The 17,829-nt window shown below is 53.1% G+C and carries 15 protein-coding genes; 4 read left to right on the forward strand and 11 right to left on the reverse strand.

The genetic code is table 11. From position 1 onward, the window contains the following. Positions 1–101: 101 nt before the first annotated feature. From ACLRDN_RS26170 to ACLRDN_RS26185, 4 genes are all read right to left on the reverse strand, one after another. Positions 102–2,045: a hypothetical protein gene (locus ACLRDN_RS26170; RefSeq protein ID WP_413460788.1), complete on the reverse strand. Its 1,944-nt coding sequence runs from the start codon at positions 2,043–2,045 to the stop codon at positions 102–104. An 82-nt stretch (positions 2,046–2,127) separates the two neighbouring features. Then, positions 2,128–2,652, reverse strand: coding sequence for a hypothetical protein (locus ACLRDN_RS26175; RefSeq protein ID WP_413460789.1), 525 nt, complete (start codon positions 2,650–2,652; stop codon positions 2,128–2,130). A 907-nt stretch (positions 2,653–3,559) separates the two neighbouring features. Then, entirely contained in the window at positions 3,560–4,033 is a 474-nt protein-coding gene (locus ACLRDN_RS26180; protein ID WP_284076868.1) for a hypothetical protein, read from the reverse strand. 163 nt (positions 4,034–4,196) lie between these two features. Continuing rightward, positions 4,197–4,613, reverse strand: coding sequence for a hypothetical protein (locus ACLRDN_RS26185; protein WP_413460790.1), 417 nt, complete (start codon positions 4,611–4,613; stop codon positions 4,197–4,199). Positions 4,614–4,670: 57 nt separating this feature from the next. Here ACLRDN_RS26185 and ACLRDN_RS26190 point away from each other — a divergent pair, with 57 nt between their 5' ends. Continuing rightward, entirely contained in the window at positions 4,671–5,150 is a 480-nt protein-coding gene (locus ACLRDN_RS26190; protein ID WP_413460791.1) for a M50 family metallopeptidase, read from the forward strand. On the opposite strand, the gene ACLRDN_RS26195 is transcribed toward ACLRDN_RS26190, so the two are convergent. Further along, positions 5,151–6,092, reverse strand: coding sequence for a tetratricopeptide repeat protein (locus tag ACLRDN_RS26195; protein WP_413460792.1), 942 nt, complete (start codon positions 6,090–6,092; stop codon positions 5,151–5,153). Between the two features lie 44 nt (positions 6,093–6,136). Here ACLRDN_RS26195 and ACLRDN_RS26200 point away from each other — a divergent pair, with 44 nt between their 5' ends. From ACLRDN_RS26200 to ACLRDN_RS26210, 3 genes are all read left to right on the forward strand, one after another. After that, positions 6,137–6,619, forward strand: coding sequence for a lytic transglycosylase domain-containing protein (locus ACLRDN_RS26200; RefSeq protein WP_284076865.1), 483 nt, complete (start codon positions 6,137–6,139; stop codon positions 6,617–6,619). A gap of 268 nt (positions 6,620–6,887) precedes the next feature. Next, positions 6,888–8,531, forward strand: coding sequence for a GspE/PulE family protein (locus tag ACLRDN_RS26205; protein WP_413460793.1), 1,644 nt, complete (start codon positions 6,888–6,890; stop codon positions 8,529–8,531). Positions 8,532–8,556: 25 nt separating this feature from the next. Next, positions 8,557–9,060 (forward strand): thiol:disulfide interchange protein DsbA/DsbL, encoded by a 504-nt coding sequence (locus ACLRDN_RS26210; RefSeq protein ID WP_413460794.1) that lies wholly within the window; start codon positions 8,557–8,559, stop codon positions 9,058–9,060. A 69-nt stretch (positions 9,061–9,129) separates the two neighbouring features. On the opposite strand, the gene ACLRDN_RS26215 is transcribed toward ACLRDN_RS26210, so the two are convergent. The 6 genes from ACLRDN_RS26215 to traC all read right to left on the reverse strand — a co-directional run bounded on the left by ACLRDN_RS26215 (position 9,130) and on the right by traC (position 17,818). Beyond that, entirely contained in the window at positions 9,130–11,916 is a 2,787-nt protein-coding gene (locus ACLRDN_RS26215) for a conjugal transfer protein TraG N-terminal domain-containing protein (protein WP_413460795.1), read from the reverse strand. A gap of 8 nt (positions 11,917–11,924) precedes the next feature. Beyond that, positions 11,925–13,373, reverse strand: a complete 1,449-nt coding sequence (locus ACLRDN_RS26220) for a conjugal transfer protein TraH (RefSeq protein ID WP_413460796.1) — start codon at positions 13,371–13,373, stop codon at positions 11,925–11,927. A 12-nt stretch (positions 13,374–13,385) separates the two neighbouring features. Continuing rightward, entirely contained in the window at positions 13,386–14,327 is a 942-nt protein-coding gene (gene traF / locus ACLRDN_RS26225) for a conjugal transfer protein TraF (protein WP_413460797.1), read from the reverse strand. Positions 14,328–14,337: 10 nt separating this feature from the next. After that, on the reverse strand, positions 14,338–14,781 hold the full coding sequence (gene lepB / locus ACLRDN_RS26230; protein ID WP_413460798.1) for a signal peptidase I: 444 nt from the start codon (positions 14,779–14,781) through the stop codon (positions 14,338–14,340). Between the two features lie 82 nt (positions 14,782–14,863). Further along, complete coding sequence (locus tag ACLRDN_RS26235) at positions 14,864–15,304, reverse strand: hypothetical protein (protein WP_413460799.1); 441 nt, start codon at positions 15,302–15,304, stop codon at positions 14,864–14,866. A gap of 120 nt (positions 15,305–15,424) precedes the next feature. Then, positions 15,425–17,818, reverse strand: a complete 2,394-nt coding sequence (gene traC / locus ACLRDN_RS26240) for a type IV secretion system protein TraC (RefSeq protein ID WP_413460800.1) — start codon at positions 17,816–17,818, stop codon at positions 15,425–15,427. Between the last annotated feature and the right edge of the window lie 11 nt (positions 17,819–17,829).

Here is a 17,829-nt window from a genome sequence, read left to right on the forward strand (position 1 = left end):
TGCTCCAAGGAAGTGGATCAAGGGTTGAGTTAGCCCAAGGAGATGTTTCGCAGGCAGTAATAAGAAAGGCCTCCATGATGTGATCACGGAGGCCAAGTGGGTTAGTGGACTTTGATTAGAGAGCTGAAAACTGCCCGAGCTAGTTCATCTGGATTGGACGCAGCCACGTAATCTGCACCAGTTTCTTGAAACTGGAACTCGTAGTCGTGGCCAATCAGCACGAAGTTAACTTCCACACCTAAGGCTTTAGCCTCCTGCAAAACCAATTGAAGAAGAGCTGTGTTGCCCGGGTCCCCGTCAGTAATTACTTGAAGGATCTTTCGATCCTCGCGACGGCCGATAAAGTGACTCAGACAATTTGCGACTGCGAGATGAGTTAGGGTGGATCCACGGGGCTTGGGGTCAAACCGCTTTATTTCACTTTCCCAGTTGCCGTCAAAAGTTTTCACTTCCGTTAGCAAATGATCATAGAGAGATATGCCGAACGGAATATCACTTGTCGACAGGACGTCTGCTAATGCTACGGCCGTGAAGCTCGCAGCATCCATACGACAGATTTTCGACAGTTTGGCGCTTCGTGGTTGCTCAAACGTTTCCTTCATGGACGAAGATCTGTCCACCAAAACATGCATGCAGGTGCTAATTTTCTCGATGCGGTGAGTTGCATCAAATACGCGAAGATCGCCTGCCAGAGCTTTACAGACAGAGGCTCGATGCAGCGTTCCGTGATACCCGCGCTTGGTTCCTTCATCAGTTTCAGCTTTGAGGGCCTCCTCCAAAGTTTGAGATAGTTCAGAAGCAACCCGCCGTGCGCCCAGTCTGAGCCGTTGTGCCTGGAGATGATCAGCCGGACCTTTGCTACGTTCCTCGCCGATGGTCTCAGCAAGTTGTCTTTCTGCTCGACTAGCGCCGCGTACGGCGGCTTGATTGTTACGGGCCAGAACATCTTCAAGCCCGCTGCCGTAGACGCCAAACTGCTCTTCCGTCGCCTCCAGCAACGTGCGAATCGAGTCCTTTGCAGCTGCACTGATCGCCCTCTCATGTGTACCGTCAGAGCTTGCTCCGTTGCTGGTGGTCACTTGCCTGCCAAGTTGGTCCTGATGATACTGCGCAGCTGGTTTTCCGCTGTCAGCCGGCTGCGATTCCCCCGGCGTCTCAGCTTCCTCCGCTTCCCCAGTCCCTTGCTCTCCAGGCGTATCGCAGGAACTGTCGGTCCCGACGTTCTGCGCCGACTTTTCGGTTCCCCCCTCACCTCGCTCACCTTGCGGCGAACGTGGTGTTTTGGCACCATCCGCGCTTCCTTCGCCGTTCTGCTGGCCTTGGCCCTGCTCCTGCTCTTCTTCAACCTCCAGGAAAGACTCAATCAAGCCGATCATTTGGCCTACGACATCCGCTGCAGCTGCTGTAGTCGGCGAATGAATCGCAGTAACGGCCAACTCTCGTAGCTCTTCTATGAGCTGGCACCCGAAAATCGCGATGGCAGCATCTTCGTACGCGCAAGAAAGCTCAGACAAACAGCTTTGCTGGAGGTGTTGCGATCGCAGATGAGTTACAAGCCACCCGAGGAGGATGCTGGCCGGATGGTCTCCTTGCGGTCCCGAGAAGATTCCCCGTTTCACCAGAATTTCCAGGCCTTTATGGATGACCTTCTTGGAGCCGGGGAACGGCTTAGCACCTAGAAGTTCACCACGCGGGTCCTCTACCGCATTAACCAGAGCAGCTGCAAGCTTTGGATAAGCCGATAGAACCGGATAGGTACCATTTTGGATTGATTCAAGGACCCCAAAGGATGAGTGCAGGCCGTGACACACGATTTCGTGTGAAATTAGTGCCGCTAGGAGTGTTGCATCTTCTTCCGTTCCGTCAGCAGCCATTCTCGTCACTGACAGGACCAAATCGGCACTGCCCGTTAGATCAGGAGCAATGGATGCGGTCGGAATATCGGCCCACTCCAAACGAACCCGGCGGCCATTGATTTTTGTTTGAGACAGCATCAACTGCGCATAGATGTGCAGATGACGTTGAGGTGTTGCCGTGTTGTTCATCATAATCTCCTAGTAAGGTTGGCCATTGCATATGCGTTGGCGTGTACTGGAGATGACAAACACCGAGTGCGAATCTAAGAGGCTAGTCGGGCCAGTTCTTCCGTACGAGATCTAGAAGACGCTGCTCCCGAGGGCTTACCCCCGGCACTACTGACACGTTATGTTCGGGTACTGCGCCCGAAGAAATGTATTCCCGGATGATCTCTCGAAGGAGTTCAGATGACGTTAGACCTGGCCGTTCAATACTTAGCGTTTTAACAATCGCCTCAAAAGATTCGGCTTCCGTAGCGCTTACTTTGGTGCCGAGATGCACATCAGAGCTTTCGCGCTGGGAGTAGTCGATGCGCTTTGCCTGCTCCAAGAACGGGGCAATGATCGGTTGAAGTTGGACCGCGATTGTCGTATCGACCTGATACGCGAAGGACTGCGACCGTATCGGCTGCGACAGCATCATTCTCAGCGCAGGCGAACCGTCGAACGAATTAGACGCAATGAGATGCTCGACCGCGTCTTTCATGTAGTTGAGAGTCGTGGGCTGGCTGATGCGATATTCCTTGGCCAAGATGCGCGTCGGCTCCCCGAGCAAACCTCGGTGCCAGATCTCCATCTTGATTGCTAAGGGTGCAGTCCCTTTCGCCACTATCCCCTCGCAAAACCAATGAACCCGTCGTCACACGCGGTTCGTCAAAATCCAGTGAATAGTACCTGTGCCGTACATGCCCCATTGAACAGAAAAGTCGGGTGCAGATACTGTACTTTGAAAAGCAGCATTGTAGCGCATCCAGCTGTACTCGAAAAAACGAGGATCGTTTCGATTTCTATGCAATTTGCGCAGATTTACGCCAAATTGAAGAAACAAGTCCAATTCCTACTACTTTTATCTCGTTCGGAGTGTAACTACCGATTCAAGATTATGTGTAACCAGTTGTACTAGGGCCGAAAAAAAACCCGCCACAATGGGCGGGTCTGGTCATACCGTAGTCGTTGTTTGGTTTGCACAAGCTTTGTCAGCAAGTTTCAGGAAATGATCGAGCGGGAGCTTTGTCTTGCGTCGAGGGTGCTCCAGCTGGTCAAGTCGCTGCGCTCGAACAGCTGCCCAGTAACGCAGCTCTTCCGACCAAGGGCGCAAGTTTACCAAAGTCTCCCAGGTTACGAAGGCTGAGCCGCCCTCTAGTTGCCATAAGACTGGAACGCGATCTTCGAGTATCCCTTGTTGTTGTAACCGTAGAACGTGGCTCAATACCGCGTCAGGTGCGGGAGATTGCGTAGGAAAAGCGCAGGAACCGGCCCATGCAATTGGTGAGTCAATCGGTAAAACACGGCCCTGAAGAGGCTGCTTCCACATCCTTGGATCAAGATGTGAACAAGGCCAACGGCCGGCGCCAACGAGTTCGTGAGCTTTCATAAGTATCTCCAAAATATGAGGTTGATTGCCTCTTGGAGATGTCCAACTTTTACTTGGAAAAAAAAACAGCCCAGTTGAACTGGGCTGCTCTACGGGGTTATTAACGACATCAAATTTGCTCCACCCGGGTGACGCCGGCTGCGTTCGTCAAAACTCTCACCTTGTCCCCGTTAGCGAACATTACCGCGTCATCAATCGGCTGAACGACTCTGATTGTCAGATCGGAGCTGAGCCGGACGACGATCTCCTGCTGGTCCTTGACCGACAAGGCCTTTTCTGCCTCGTTAGCCGTGAGCCCTCCAATTACGCTGCCGGCAACACCTGCAGCAAACTGGAGCCAGCCACCACCACCGCGCTGGCCTCCGAGCACTGCTCCGATTACAGCACCGGCTACGGCCCCGATGCCCCCAGCAGTACCAGTTGAAGTCGGCTCAGTCTTAGCCAGGCCAACAGATTCAACTGTGCCGTAAAGGGTGTTGATAACGCGAGTGCTTGTTGGTGCCGATGCAGACTGATTGGTTGCTGCGCATCCCACAAGAGAAATAACGAGCGACAGAGCAAAAATCTTGAATAACTTCTGCATTTTGATCTCCGAAAAAGGTTGATGTGTACTCGGAATGTCGTACACGGATAGGTACGACGACGGCCAATTTAGAGAGGATGTCTAGCGGTGAAAAAACGGCTAAAACATGACAAAAACGCCAAATGGCTGGTCCAAGGATCAACCCGAGTCGGATTATACGTTTTTATTTCAGCTGCGAGGGGGACGCGCTAGGGGCCTCTGGATTAACCTTCGACCAATCAACGGAGTCAGCCGGAGGTAAGCCGTCAGTGCAGAGGTTCAGTTCATAGTGGAATCCGAAGGGGGCTGCTTTACCGTCCTTGGTTGGAACGTTTTCCTGTTTCAAATCAACACCTACGCGTGCGCAGTTTGGCTGCTTGAACCGTTTCACCACTTTTGCGTTGATGCTGATCGGGGAGTCAGACTTCGACTGCGCTTTCCATACTTCCGCTGCTGCGCCTGTCAGCACATCTGAGGCGGTGCCGTTGTCGGAGTTGTTGATTGCGTCGATCATGACGGACTTGGCGGTGGCACCAAATGCTTGCGAAGTGACCATGGGGCACAGTAAGGCCAATACGAGGAGCTGCTGAGCACGGGACATAGATTTTCTTTCGAGAGATGTTAAAGTGGAAATCAGTCTACAAACGAGGAAGCGAAGATGACGCCTTGGCAGTACTTAATCCCTTCCGCACTAATTGCATTAATTTTCAGGCGTCTTTTTAACGGATTCGTCCTTTGCGCCACCGCAAATTTGATCGGAACAATCCTTCACGAGCTTCTTCATGCGGTGGCCGCGGTGGTAACTGGCGCCCGTGTACATAACTTTTCTGTCGTGCCCCGGCGAGAGAGCGGCCGATTCGTGTTAGGCCAATGCAGCCTTTCAGGCGTCCGATGGTGGAACGCATTTGTAATCGGGTTAGCACCACTACTGATATATCCGTTTGTGTACGGGATTGCTGCCTGGAGAACATCAGTGACACACAGTGTTGAGTTGTTGGACCTTCTAATCTGGATCGCGCTTGCGCCCTGCCTCTTGAGCGGACTACCGTCGACGGAAGACTTGAAAATTGCGGCCAGATCTTGGCCGGTGTTCTTAGGCATCTTAATCATGGCCTATTGGGTGTGCAAACCGATGTAATCACTTTGCCTGAAGGAGTGTCTTCCTGTAGTCAACTTTGCGCTCCACTCCATGAGTAGAGAGCCAGTTGTTTGCAAAGGCTATAGCACGCCGCTGTTCCTCCTCGGTCAAATGAAAAGACTGAACGCCAGCAAGCTGATTTCCTATCTGCTTTCGCGAGTAAGATGTGTAGATTAACCACCAGGCCGCGCCCATTGTCGGACTCTTTCCGAGTCCCTTCCCATCGCGATACATCATGGAAATGACAGCGGGTGCGTTAGGCTCAGAGGCTGCTGCAGCCTTTTGGAGCCAAGTAGCAGCCTCAGCAAATTTTTGCTGCTGGTAGAGAACCCGTCCCAGCAGGTAGAACGATTTAACGCTCCCGCGATTGGAGCCTTCGTTTGCCCACTTTAGCGCATCGTCGAGCTCATTTTTCTTCAGGTGATAGAGGGCCAGCTGTACGCACGCCTGCTCAATGCCGGCGGATATCGCAGAATCTCGAAACAGCTGCATCGCCTGCACTTCGTCCTGCTTTGTACCTCGGCCATAAAGCGTCATCACGCCAAGATTGTATTTGGCCAGAGGGAATTTCTCGGCCGCAGCCTTGAAGTAAGACACGGCTTTCTTTGGATCCGCTTGTACGCCCTCCCCGTTATCGAACATATAACCCACTACGTTTTGTGCACGTGGATTCCCGTCTCGTGCGAGCGCGATCAGATCGGGTACTGCTTCCCGCTTTCCGGACTTGATTTGTGCCCAAAGCAGCAAGACTTCTCCCGAGTCCTTCGCGACCGACAAGAGATCTGCCATTTGTTCAGCGATGCCCATGGATGCACTGTCGCTTGGCAGATCCTTGGGCTTCTGGCCGCCGGCGTAGGTCTGGGCAGTAGCAGACAACGACAACAGCCCGCAAATGGCAAAGCCTGCAGCCCTGACTAATACAAATTGTATTGAAATGTGCATTGATAGAACCGATGTGTGCAAACTGAATTAAAAAAGCCGATTCATTGAATTATAATCTGCTTATTCTTACGTGTATAAATCAATCAGTGTGCATTAAAAAGATATTCGTACTGCTTGTCCTGCTGATAGGCGGCGCGGGCTCGGCCCGGGCCTATTGCTTTGCTGAAGCCGCGAAACGGTTCGGCTTGGACGAGTCATTGCTGAGAGCAATAGCGACCACAGAGAACGCCAAATACGATCCAGCCTTGGTTGTGCAGATCGGACAACGCGAATACATCGGACTGATGATGGTTAGCACCATCTGGCTACCGGAGTTAAGCAGACTTGGAGTAACTCGTGAGTCACTCAAGGATGCCTGCGTAAATGTCTTGGTCGGCGCATACATATTAAAAGATGCAGTCCGTATGTACGGACTCACCTGGAAAGCCGTTGGCGCCTATAACACGGGCGTGTACTCGGACAACACCGACGCGCAAAAGCGTTACATAAAGAAGGTTTGGAATAACATCAAGATGAGGAAACGATGAAGCAAATGATTGGAAGTGCACTTGCAGTCCTAACCATGGGCTACGTCATCTACGCCTTCGCTGCCACAGACTCGTGCGAACGGATCTACCGCTCTACTGGCCCGGTACGTGCGGTGTTTAACGGCGTGCGATGGCTAGGAGCAAACTACCTGAGCCAAGAGGCTCGGCTGCGGTTGATCCTTTGGAGCGTCAACACGGATGCGGCAGCTCAGCGCATCGTTGGGCGTACCACCATGGGGCCCGATTATGCGAAATGCGGAGCGTAAAAATGGCAGCTGATCTCTTTATATCAACTAATACTGCTGATCGTGAGTCGACGGAATGGCTAAACGAGACATTCCATGTTGGGGCCAAACGCGGTGCAGCGGACATTCACTTCTTCTTCGAGAACGACCAGCTCGTAGTCAAATTCGGCATCGGGGGCCGTCTCTCCCACTACAGCTCCCATGATCCTGGGCACTTTGTGAAATACGTGGATGACAAGATCCGAGCGCGTGCGCAGATCTCCTCAGCGGATCGTCATTCCGCTCTAGATGGTCGTACCTATCTCAACTACCCCGACCGGCGCTTGGACCTGCGCCTCAACATTCTTCCCAGCATATTGGGCCATAAGATAGTAACTCGCGTGGTCGATTCCACGTCGGGCGTGACGTCTTTGGACAAGATCGAGATGAGCCCAATGGTACGTCGCGAGATTGATAAAGTGCTGCGCGAGTGCTCTGGGCTCTTTCTGATCTGTGGTCCAACGGGATCTGGCAAGACCACCACCCTTTATGCAATGTTGGCGAAGTTGCACGACGGTAAGACTAACATCGTTACACTTGAGCATCCCGTGGAAAAGATCTTCCCGGGCATCACCCAAGTCAACATCAGTCAGCACATCACGTACGCCGCAGGCCTACGTGCGGTTCTTCGTCAAGCTCCAAAGGTTATCCTCGTTGGCGAGATCCGGGACGTGGAAACGGCGATGATTGCGATTGAAGCGGCCAATACCGGTCACCTGGTGTTGGCGTCCATTCACGCGAACAACGCGGCCATGGTCTACAGCCGCTTATTAGACTTCGGCATCGATAAGCAGAAAATCATCGATACGGTACGTGCAGTAATCTCCCAACGCTTGGTAGATCGGATCGACCCGAACGCGACCAATATTCAATGGCGTGAGGCCAGCGAGGTGGAAGGCGAGTGGCTAGATGCAGCCGGGGTAGCCTGGGAAGACCTGAAGTTCCCCGTGGTTCCGCCAAGCGATGACTACTGCGGCCGAATCCCCCTTATCGAAATGATCCGCACTGACTCATTCGTGGCTGAAGCAATTCGAAACAACGAAGGGGAGGCGGGCATCCTCAACGCTGCGAACCGGCAACCGCAGTTTGAGACAATGGCGCAAGCGGGTATCCGTCTGGCAACGGAAGGAAAAGTTCGCCTGGAAGACGCTCAAGCGGTGGACCGAGAGGTTCCAGCATGCCCGCAAGGAAAGCGGCTGGGTCAGGTATTGATTGAGTTCGGCCATGCCTCAGAGAAGGACGTCTTCAACGCGGTTGTGGAGCAAGGCATCATGCGTGATCGTGGCATGGTACGCCGGCTCGGACAGCTTCTCGTCGAAAAGCAGCTTTGCTCGGCGACGGACGTAATCAAGTGCATCGGCTATACCGAGGGGGCACCGGAGCTTCTGAATTACTTTGTCTTTACCGGTGTGCTCGCGATCCCCAAAGTCAATCAACTGGTGGATATTTGGCGCCGAGAACGCCCGGGGCATTCGCTCTTCGATATGGTGCTGGAACAAAACTATCTTACTGAGGAACAGTTGTATGAATCGTCGATCCTTGCTTTTAACGGCCGCCGCAAGTCTGCTCACACCATTCAGCGTGGCAGCGCCGCAAACGAATCTGGCAAGTTCGTCTCAGCCGCCTGAGCCCTATAGGAGTGTTCCTCCAGTGGTGAGCGATCGGCGAAAAGCGCTGATCTTTATCTCCTTCACCTGCCCAGTCTGCGCCAGCTATAGCTCTCAATTGGTGACCTGGTCCAAGACAATGCCACCCGGTTGGGAAGCTGAGTTCGTTCCGGTAGTTCAGCCGGACAAGGAGTCGGTTATGGCCGGGTCCGCATTCTATGCCGCCCTGAGGGCTGATCCGGCAAGGCTGGGTGATTTCCTCAGCAACGCGTTTTCGGCGATCCAGGATAGAAACATGCGCATGGCTGATGGGAAAACATGGGCGTATATCGCAGAGCGTGCTCGAATTCGGGGATTCGGGCAGGCGGCTGCTCAAATCACTGCGGAGCCATTGCAACGTGCCTATGGGAAGCTCGATGTGTATAGGATCGACGCGACACCGTCCGTTGCGATTGCCGGGCAATATGTGATCACTCCGGACTCGGTTAATGGCGACAACAACCTCTTCTTCCAGCTCGCAAACGGATTGATCTCCCGTGCCCTCGGTTGAATTCGTGTAAGAGAAGAAAAAAAGCCCGCTGATGCGGGCTTTTTTTGGGTGGGCGTTTGCCTCCTTGGTTCAGAACAACATGCCGGATTGCCATTCTTGAGCTGCATTACCTGCGCGAGACTGCGTGTCTTTCGAAGGAACCGCCGGCATTTGCTCTAGCTTATCGGCTCCCAGTTGTGGGTGCTGGTCCTTGGTTGCATCGAAAGCGTCGCGCGCGCTTCTGTTGTTAGCCTCAATAACGTCTTGCTCCGCTTGCAAGCGTTGAGTGTACTGGTTTGGCGCAGCTACGCTCAACATATCCTGTGCCTTTTCCGTCATTGCTTCTCCAGAAGGGCCATTGGTACCGCCACCATTTACCGTTGGGACCACGAACCCATTCGGCTTCTCTTGAGGCCGTTCCAGGTTGGCGTTTCGATCGAAGTTGACGTCACCTGGTGCGGCAGCGCCAGAGACATTCGAAAGAACACCGGCCAGAGCTGCGTCATTTCCACCCATTGCAGCTAACGCTCGATATTGGGCCGTCCATTCAGATCCGACAATACTTGCGCCTCCCGACTGAAGTAGTTGTCGTTCATTCGCGACGGCCTTATTGAAGTGCTCACGCTGCTCCGGTGACATGTTCGCTACAGCCTGCGACATGATTGCCTGGGCACCTGGCCGTGACAAAATTTGGGCGCCTAAATGCATATCGTCGGTTGTGAAATTCGACGACATGCTGCGCCGCATAGCTGCAGCCGTCTGATATGACTCCGAAGCTTGAGAGGCTTTTGAAACGGAATCGCTAAAGGCGTGACTTAAACTCCGGCCTGAAGACTTGTCAACTCCGTTCGAATGATCGATGGAATGTGATACACGACTAGCGACATCGTCGGCCCACGCTTTGTCGGAGCCTACTGATCGCTTGATATCTTCGCTCATTGCCTTACGTTGTTCTGCACTTGCGGAGAGCGACTTCGAAGCTGCCAAGCCGGCCTGGATACTTGCTAGCCCCATTGGCGCACTGAACCCGCCGCTAGCCTTCATCTCGTTGACAAACGCAACTGCCTCCGAATCGGAGATACCAGCTGATTTCAGAGCTTGAAACGTCGCTGCTTCTGTTTGTGAGACGCGTTGTTGCGCTGCAGCGCCAACCGAAACCATTTCACCGTTCGAATTCTTAAACGAGATGTTATTTCGTTCTGCCCAGTCTCGCATTTTGTTAAACGATTCGTTCGCAGAATGTGTTGTGGTGCTGGCCAGGGCTGATGCGCTCTGCACGCTGGAGTCTAGAGCCGAACCGAGGCTGTATTGATTAACAGGAGTGGTTGAGGCTCTCACCCCGGTATTTGCATCGCCTTGGAGGGTCGCGGCCATTTGCAATTGAGGGCCGTTGGACACTAATGCCCCGTTCTGCATTAACGCCGGCGAGGTCGCCTTTTCGTCCACATAGTCACGCCCAGCATACCTGTTCGCCAGGGACGTCATCGCCATAGCACCACCGGTTAGCAAAGCGAAGGATACGAGAGGCGTCGCTGCCAGCATATCGGATGCGATTGCGAGGCGGTTTGCCAGGATGTCATAGAACTGGGCATTCGTACTGTAGGTCAAGGCGCCGGTCGGCAGCTGACTCAGCTTGTCATACACATCATTCTGGATGTACATCTGGATAATCGCAGAAAACGGTAGCCAGCTTGATGTCCACACACCGAACACCAGATATTTCAAGTAGAGCGGCAGTGCTCCACCGCCTTTAAGCAAGCCGAAGATAATGACGATCGGGGCGAATCCGAAGAACATCAACTGCATGAATGTCATCGCCGGGAACATCAGCTTGGAGAAATACGAGCCCGCGGCAGCCGAGTCATTTCGGAACTGTTCGCTTGCCTGCGTGAGGTTGATGTTGCACGAATTGAATGCCGAAGGATCTCCGACTGATTGCATGCAGCCGAAGGTATCGTGGATCGTGTTGTAAGCCAGGGCATTCGACATGAAGGTCTGGGCGGTCTGCGCAGCATCTAGTCCTGCACCTTGTGCCTTGAAGTTTGGAGGCAGAACCTGCTCCCAAATCATGGCAACGTCATCTCCGCTATATTGCGTCCCGAAGGGGTTCTTCTCCTTCAGAGCAGCGTTGATCACGTTTCGTACCACCGTGCTGTCATTGGCGAGAGTAGACTGGACTTTGCCCTTGATGTAGTTGCCGGCGTCAACGCAAGATGTCACTGTTCCATTAGCTGAAGTCGATGCGTCATCATAGGTCGTGGTCATGCCATTTGGCCGGGCATTTTCGATTATGTAGTTAATCGAGTCCACAGAATTAGCAAAGTTTCGCTTGTTGAATGTGTCGGAGTTCGGGATGCAGTCCTGGATGAACGTAGTAACCGTCAACGACAGGCCTGGCGCGTAGTTTTTGAATCCTGAGCGAAGCGCGTATAAGATCTTCAGGGGGGTAACGAACCCCTGCTGGCTGACAGCCATATAGCTACCATCGACGCTCTGGAAGGAGACATTGGCTTTATCAAAGATCTTGTACATGCCGGTAGTGAATGCCGAGGCAGGCATGCTGATTAACAGTGGGACGTTGTCTACTTTGATGGTGTTCCCAGAGTAGATGTCGTTCACGTACACGGTCGAAGTGATAGTGGATGTCGCGACGATCGCTGCAAAGCTGAATGCTCCAGCAGCTGGTCCAATTGCACCAGGAATCCCGCCATCGCTCTGCCGGCCAATAACGAACAAGATTGCAGAGATGAGGGTAACGATTGATCCAAGAAGATATGTGCTATTCATCATGCCATGATTCGAAAAGAACATGGCTACGGCGTTGAGTGTTGTGTAGAACGTCTTGGCGTCCCCGAGAACATAGATGTTAAAGTCCACGCTAGCTCCTAGTTACGGCGGTCCACTTGCAGGCCATTGATGGCCGGGTTGTTCTTGATGATCTGCTCGGCGTACTGGAACGTGGCATTTAACGTATTCATACGATCAGCGGTGGTATTCCGCAGCGCGGTGATTTCTTGCCGCAAGTCCGTTTCGGACTGTCGGATATTTGCGTCCATTGTGTATTTGGTTCCGCTGAAAGATTTGCCCACAGCGTTCAGCGCTGCCTCCGCATACATAATCGTGATTTCGTCCACGATCACCGGCGTGAGCTGTCTTGCAACAACCTCTGCCGCACTCGGCTGACTCTGAACTTTCTTGATTAGACCCAAGACGGGAGCACTAACGGTATTGATAAAGTTCTGTTGGGAATTGGAGAAGCTGCAGCCGGTGCCACTGCAGTTCAGCAACTTTCCAACGATCGAATCGGTTGTAGTCGTCTTGCCGCTAGAGTCGCCGAAAAGTTGGGTATTAACCAGACCGGAAACGCCACCAAAGTTCAGATTACTCATCGATAGCGAGCGGCACTGCTTTTCATCGTATCCGTCGGTGCAGCGCAGAATCACTACCGGTCGGTCGCCGTCCATGTTGCCATCCCGCAGTTCAGAAAGATGAATGGTTGGCTTCCAGAACCGGCCGTTATCAACCTGGACCGACCCGTCGGGGTTTTCCGAGTCTGTGGATGACGCGGGGCCAACAATCACTGTACCCAAGAGGCTCATCATTACCTCGTTCGAGCTGTTGGTGTCGGCAGAGCTACTAGGATCACCGAACAGTTGTGATGCCTTACTTGCGTTCAGGGCCTTCCAGGTGATGTTGCCCATTTCAGGATCACCACGATTTTGCGAATCGCGCGTGACCTTATTCGGCTCGGGCAGGATCGAGTTGACCCCGGCAAGCACGTCGGAAACCCCACCACCGATTGCCTCTGTAATGCTGGAGGTCGATTGACCTACGAAGCTACGGATCGCGTCGCTGGCACCGCTTTTATCCATTACGGTCTGGGCCACAGCGCAGGTATTTTTCATCATGTTGTTCAGCGCAGCGATCTTGGATTGAAATTCCTCCATGAGTCCAGCCAGCTGCGGATTGATCGCGTTAATGGCTGCCTTGAACGCCACACCTACGGCGTTCGCGGCAATTTGACGAAAGAGTGCCACTAATTGGTCCGCGTTGATGAAAGAAAATGCGCCGCCGAAGAGGTCGATGCCCCCGCATCCAGCCGAGATTCTCGGAGGGTCAAATGCCACCAAATTAATGTTTCGGATCGGCATACGGATAGAGCCGCCGCCGCCTACCAAGCCGCCGCGAGTCTGGTTGCTGAAGCTACCTGGCGTTGTAGAGTTCGAGGTGAACATACTGTCGAGAGCGTCCTGTAGCTCCGCATGCGCACTTGGCGCAAGGAACAGCATGGAGATGAAAAACGTGAATATCTTCAGTTGTCGGTTCAGGTTCATATCATCGCCTTGTTAGTACTTGCCCATGAGTCGTTCTTTCAGATACTTCGTCCAGGCCTTCGGATCATCGCTCGCGCCAGCTTTCATATCATCGTTTGAAAGAACGCCGCGATCGTAGGTTCTGATCTTCTTGGCCAGATCAGGTGTCAGAAGATTGTTGGTGTCTGCAGCCAGAAGGATGCGCTCGCCAAGTTGGTCCTCCGCCATCATGCCCTGCGAGACGATGTAGTAATTATTCGGCGGCACGACTAGCACAGTTGTGGGTGTGATCTTGAGATTCAGAAGCTTGACGTGACCGTTATCCCGGACAAAGTTCGGGATATTGGGCAGTCCTCCACCATCTACCGAGATGTACTTGGCAATGAACCCGTACTTGCTAGCAAGCTCCCGAATCGTCGCGGCTTGTGGCCTGCAGTATTGACATGACGAATCAAAGAACAGCCAGAGCCCAGCCTTCTGCGCAACGTAGCGTAAAGCCTCACGACTGTCGTTGTTGGCGTGGCGCAGGAAGAAGGATTTCGCAAACGTCGCTAGCGGAACACGATTATTTTCATCCAATAGAGGATCCGATGCCACTACACGACGCGCTTGCTCCGCGTACAGCTGCGACTTGTCTAAAGCGACACGTTGGGCATATAGATACGCCTCGACGTTTTCTTTCGTTGGATCGTCGATGGCCTTATCTAAAAGCTTCGGCATATTTTTGCGCAGCCATGTGACCGAAAACGCCTCAACCTTTTCCTCTTTGGGCTTTGCTTTCGTCGAATCTGGCGGTGGCGGGGGCGATGTCGGGACCTGAGGCGGTTGAGTTACCTCCTTCGGATCCTTGTACCAGAACCAGCCTTCAGCTTTGCGATCAAAAAATCTCTCTTGCGGTTCGTCCTCTTGGGCTTGCGTGCTGAAGCAAACGCAAGCGAGCAACGAAAAGAGAATCCAGTGGTGTCGAGTTTTCATTGGTCGAAGGCTAGAGCAGTGGCGTCACGTGGCCGATGAGTACGTCTTGATTCAGAAAGCCCCAGTAGCGACCATCGTAGCTCCGAGGCAGCGTCCCGATAACAAAGAGCTTCCCCTCTGGCACGATCTCATCGCGATCGAACGCGCCAGCGCTCTTTCCGAGTTTTCCGTTAAGGATCAGCTCGCCGATAAACTGGCCGTTTACATACGCCCTGTCGTTCTTGATGAGCACTCTATCGCCAGGTACGCCGGCGACAAGCTTTGCGATAATCTTGCCGTCAAATTGTGGAAGCATCAAACCGTGCGGTGCTTTAAAGGCCACAACCTCTCCGCGATGCGGCCGGAAAGATCTGTCGATTTTGACGAGATACACGCGCTCCGGCAGGCAGCGGATAGAGCTCAGGTCAATGCTGATTCGGTATCGTGCGTGAAGCCAATTAGCAGCGGGGTACATGCAAGCTCCTACCGCCATTACGACCGCAATGGCCGTGACATTCCACTTACTACCTAACCGGTCACGCAAGCTTTGGGAAAACTTACTGGCCATCTGTGGCTGAGGGCTGCTCATTCGAATCATCCAGTTGGCGCAAGACCTGCTCGGTAATGTCGATTTGCGGGACTTTGTTGATCACCAAATTTGAGTTCACGACCAACATCCCTGCTGCAGAGTACTCGTGCAGAATCGAATCCAGCTTTTTGACAAAGACATCGCCGGCCTTAGCTGCTTCCTCGGCGGTTATGCCAGGCTTAAGTACTCGTCGCGCATTTGCGTCAACGAGTTTGCTTGCATTAACCGTTGCCACCAGTTGCGGCGGATGGTTTTGCATAAATTGGTAGGTAGTGAAACAGCTGAAACCAGAAATGATGAAGCTAACGATGACAACTGTGATGAAGGACACTCCATTATTGGGAGATCCTGCTTGAGCCTGCTGCGGTTTTTCAGGGCTCGCTGGCGGGGAAAGTGTGGCATCGCTCATGATACAGTACCTCGTAGTAGCAGGAGCCGTAGAATAACACGGAACAATAATCTTAATGTATAAAAACAATACAAATAGAATTGAAAAAGCCCGCATGTGCGGGCTTTTGTGCATTTTGAGTTATGCGGCAAGGGTTGAAATACGTTCGTTCGCTGCAGCGGGAAGCCCATTCTTTTGCTGTTGCTCGACGCTGATAAAGCTCCTCACCGCATCGACAACGGATTCGCCGCGGTCGATCGCATTGAAGATGTCGTCACGCTCGTTATCCTTCGTGGAGTACATCACCTGCGTGAAGCGCGACACGGCCAGGCGGAAAATACCCCAGTTCTGTCCGCGCTTCACCATGACCTCAGAATACTGGCCCGGGTTCGTATGGACCGTTTTTAGCATAGATGCGCCATAGCTATCGATTTTGAACTGTCCGTCCGCGATCGCCGCGTCAATGGCCTCATGGTTTTGTTGCAGGATGAACTGCCACGCCGAGTTACTTGCAATCGCTACAGCGTTCGAAGATCGATAGAGGTCGGCGATGGATTGCGTGACAATGATCACGGCGCCCTGCTCTTTTCGCGCTTTCCGATACATGGCCTCAATCGCCTTGCCCATGATCGGATCATCCAGGAGCTCCCACGCCTCATCGATGATCAGAATCTTCTTCCGGCCACGTGTCAGAAACATTTCATAGTTGATTCGGGCCATCAACTGCAGAAGGACAACCTGCTGCAGGGCCTTGCGGCCTTTAAGTTCGGCAAGTTCGAGGACGACGAAATCGTTGTCCATGTTGAGGTTGCTCGTACCTTCGAACCAATGGGAATACTGGCCTTGCGAGAAGGAGAAAAGCTGAGTCGCGAGACGTTGTGCTTCAGGCTGCGGCTGTTCACGCAGGAACGAAGCAACTTTCGCGACCGTCGATCCTTTGCCCTCAGCGCTGAACGTGCCACTGATAGCGTTTTCTAAGAGCGACATTTCGTAGTCGCTCAGTGCAGTCTCTGGAGCCGCCATTTTGGCGATCATCGTTTTGATGATATCCATGTCGTCGTCGAGGTTCTCGACGAACGTGAACGGGTTCAGAATAATCTTCGATTCCGGCTGGAATTCGATGAACGTTCCTTTGGTTGCCTTGCAGAGCTTGTAGTAGCTACGACCTGCGTCAATGGCCCATACCTTAGCTCCTTCGGCGAGGTAATCGCTCACTATTTTCTGCGTCAGGAACGACTTACCAGCACCTGGTTCGGCGAATACAATGCCGTTGTAATTCGTGGCAGAGTCGTAGATGTCGAACGTGGCAGGTTCCCCTCGCCGCGTCAGGAGCATGAGTGAGCCCGAACTCATGCTTCCTGTCCATTCGCCGATTACAGGTAGAAACTGAACCGCGTGACGTACACCTAAGGTGTGGAAACGAAACAGGTTTTTCGTACCTTCAGTGGTCGTGTTGAGAGGCAGGAAGTTGTTCCAGAGCGCTTCCAGGATTCTGCGGTCCTCTTTCATCTCCAGGCCCAGGGACGTGTAGTACGCTTCGAGGCCGGCGGAGAGCTTGTTCAGCTGCTGCTTCTGTTTCGCGAACAGGAAGATGGAGAAGTTGGCCTCGACCACTACTGCGCTTTTTCCTTCGATTTCGTGCACAAGGACATCAATCCCGGCTTTCTTATAGCCGAGAGTCGGAATCATTTTCGCAGTAGGTCCGAAACATTGGTGATTGATGTACGAGGACTTTCCACGAACACTGTCAATCTTCTTCACCTGGTCTGGATAGTGCAGCGTCAGAACCATGTAGTACGGATCTGTCATTTGATTGTTGTTACCTGCCGGCTCGCCAACCACATGATTCATGATGGCGAGACTAGCCTTCTTCGGAAAGCGTTTCACGCTCAGCACCTTCACATAGTGCGTGGCATTCTCGCCTTTTTCGTCTCCGTTAAAGGCAATAGTGGCAGGGTCCGAGAAGTTCACTGAGGAACCACGCGGAAATACCTGTTCGGCGATGGGAATGTCCTGATCCCAAACGCTGTCAGGAGCAGCCCAGGGGTCAGCGATCCGGCGGATCATGCGAAGGTAATTGGATGCGTCGAGCTGGGTCGAGTGTATGCCTGCTGCCTTGAGAGCTTCTTGGAGCTTCTCGACGGCTTCTTTTGCCACCTTGAGGTCCTCCAAGGTAGGAAGAGGCCGCTGGACAGGCAACTTCAACGTGACAATGACACGCTTGAAATTGGTCTTGATGGCATTCAGCCGGATAATGGGATCGTCAATTCCTCTCCGGAAGAGATCCACATGATCTTGAGCCAATTCGCGGAGCACCTCGTCTTGGCAGGAACGCTTCTTGTTGAGGTAGCGGCCGAGAGTGTTCTCGATGTCAGGGCTACTGAGCAGCCCGATCTGAACGAAGGTCCCGGGGGGGAATGGTGCGCTCAGAGCCGACTTAACTTGCTCAATGGTTGCAGCAGTAGCACCCGTGAGGGGTAGCGAAACGAAGGCGGCGCCTAGGTAGTGCTCCTTCTTGTCGGAGGCCAGGAACAAGCCATTGTCGA

The sequence above is a fragment of the Herbaspirillum huttiense genome (genome assembly GCF_047300815.1).
Lineage (GTDB): Bacteria > Pseudomonadota > Gammaproteobacteria > Burkholderiales > Burkholderiaceae_D > Herbaspirillum > Herbaspirillum huttiense_A.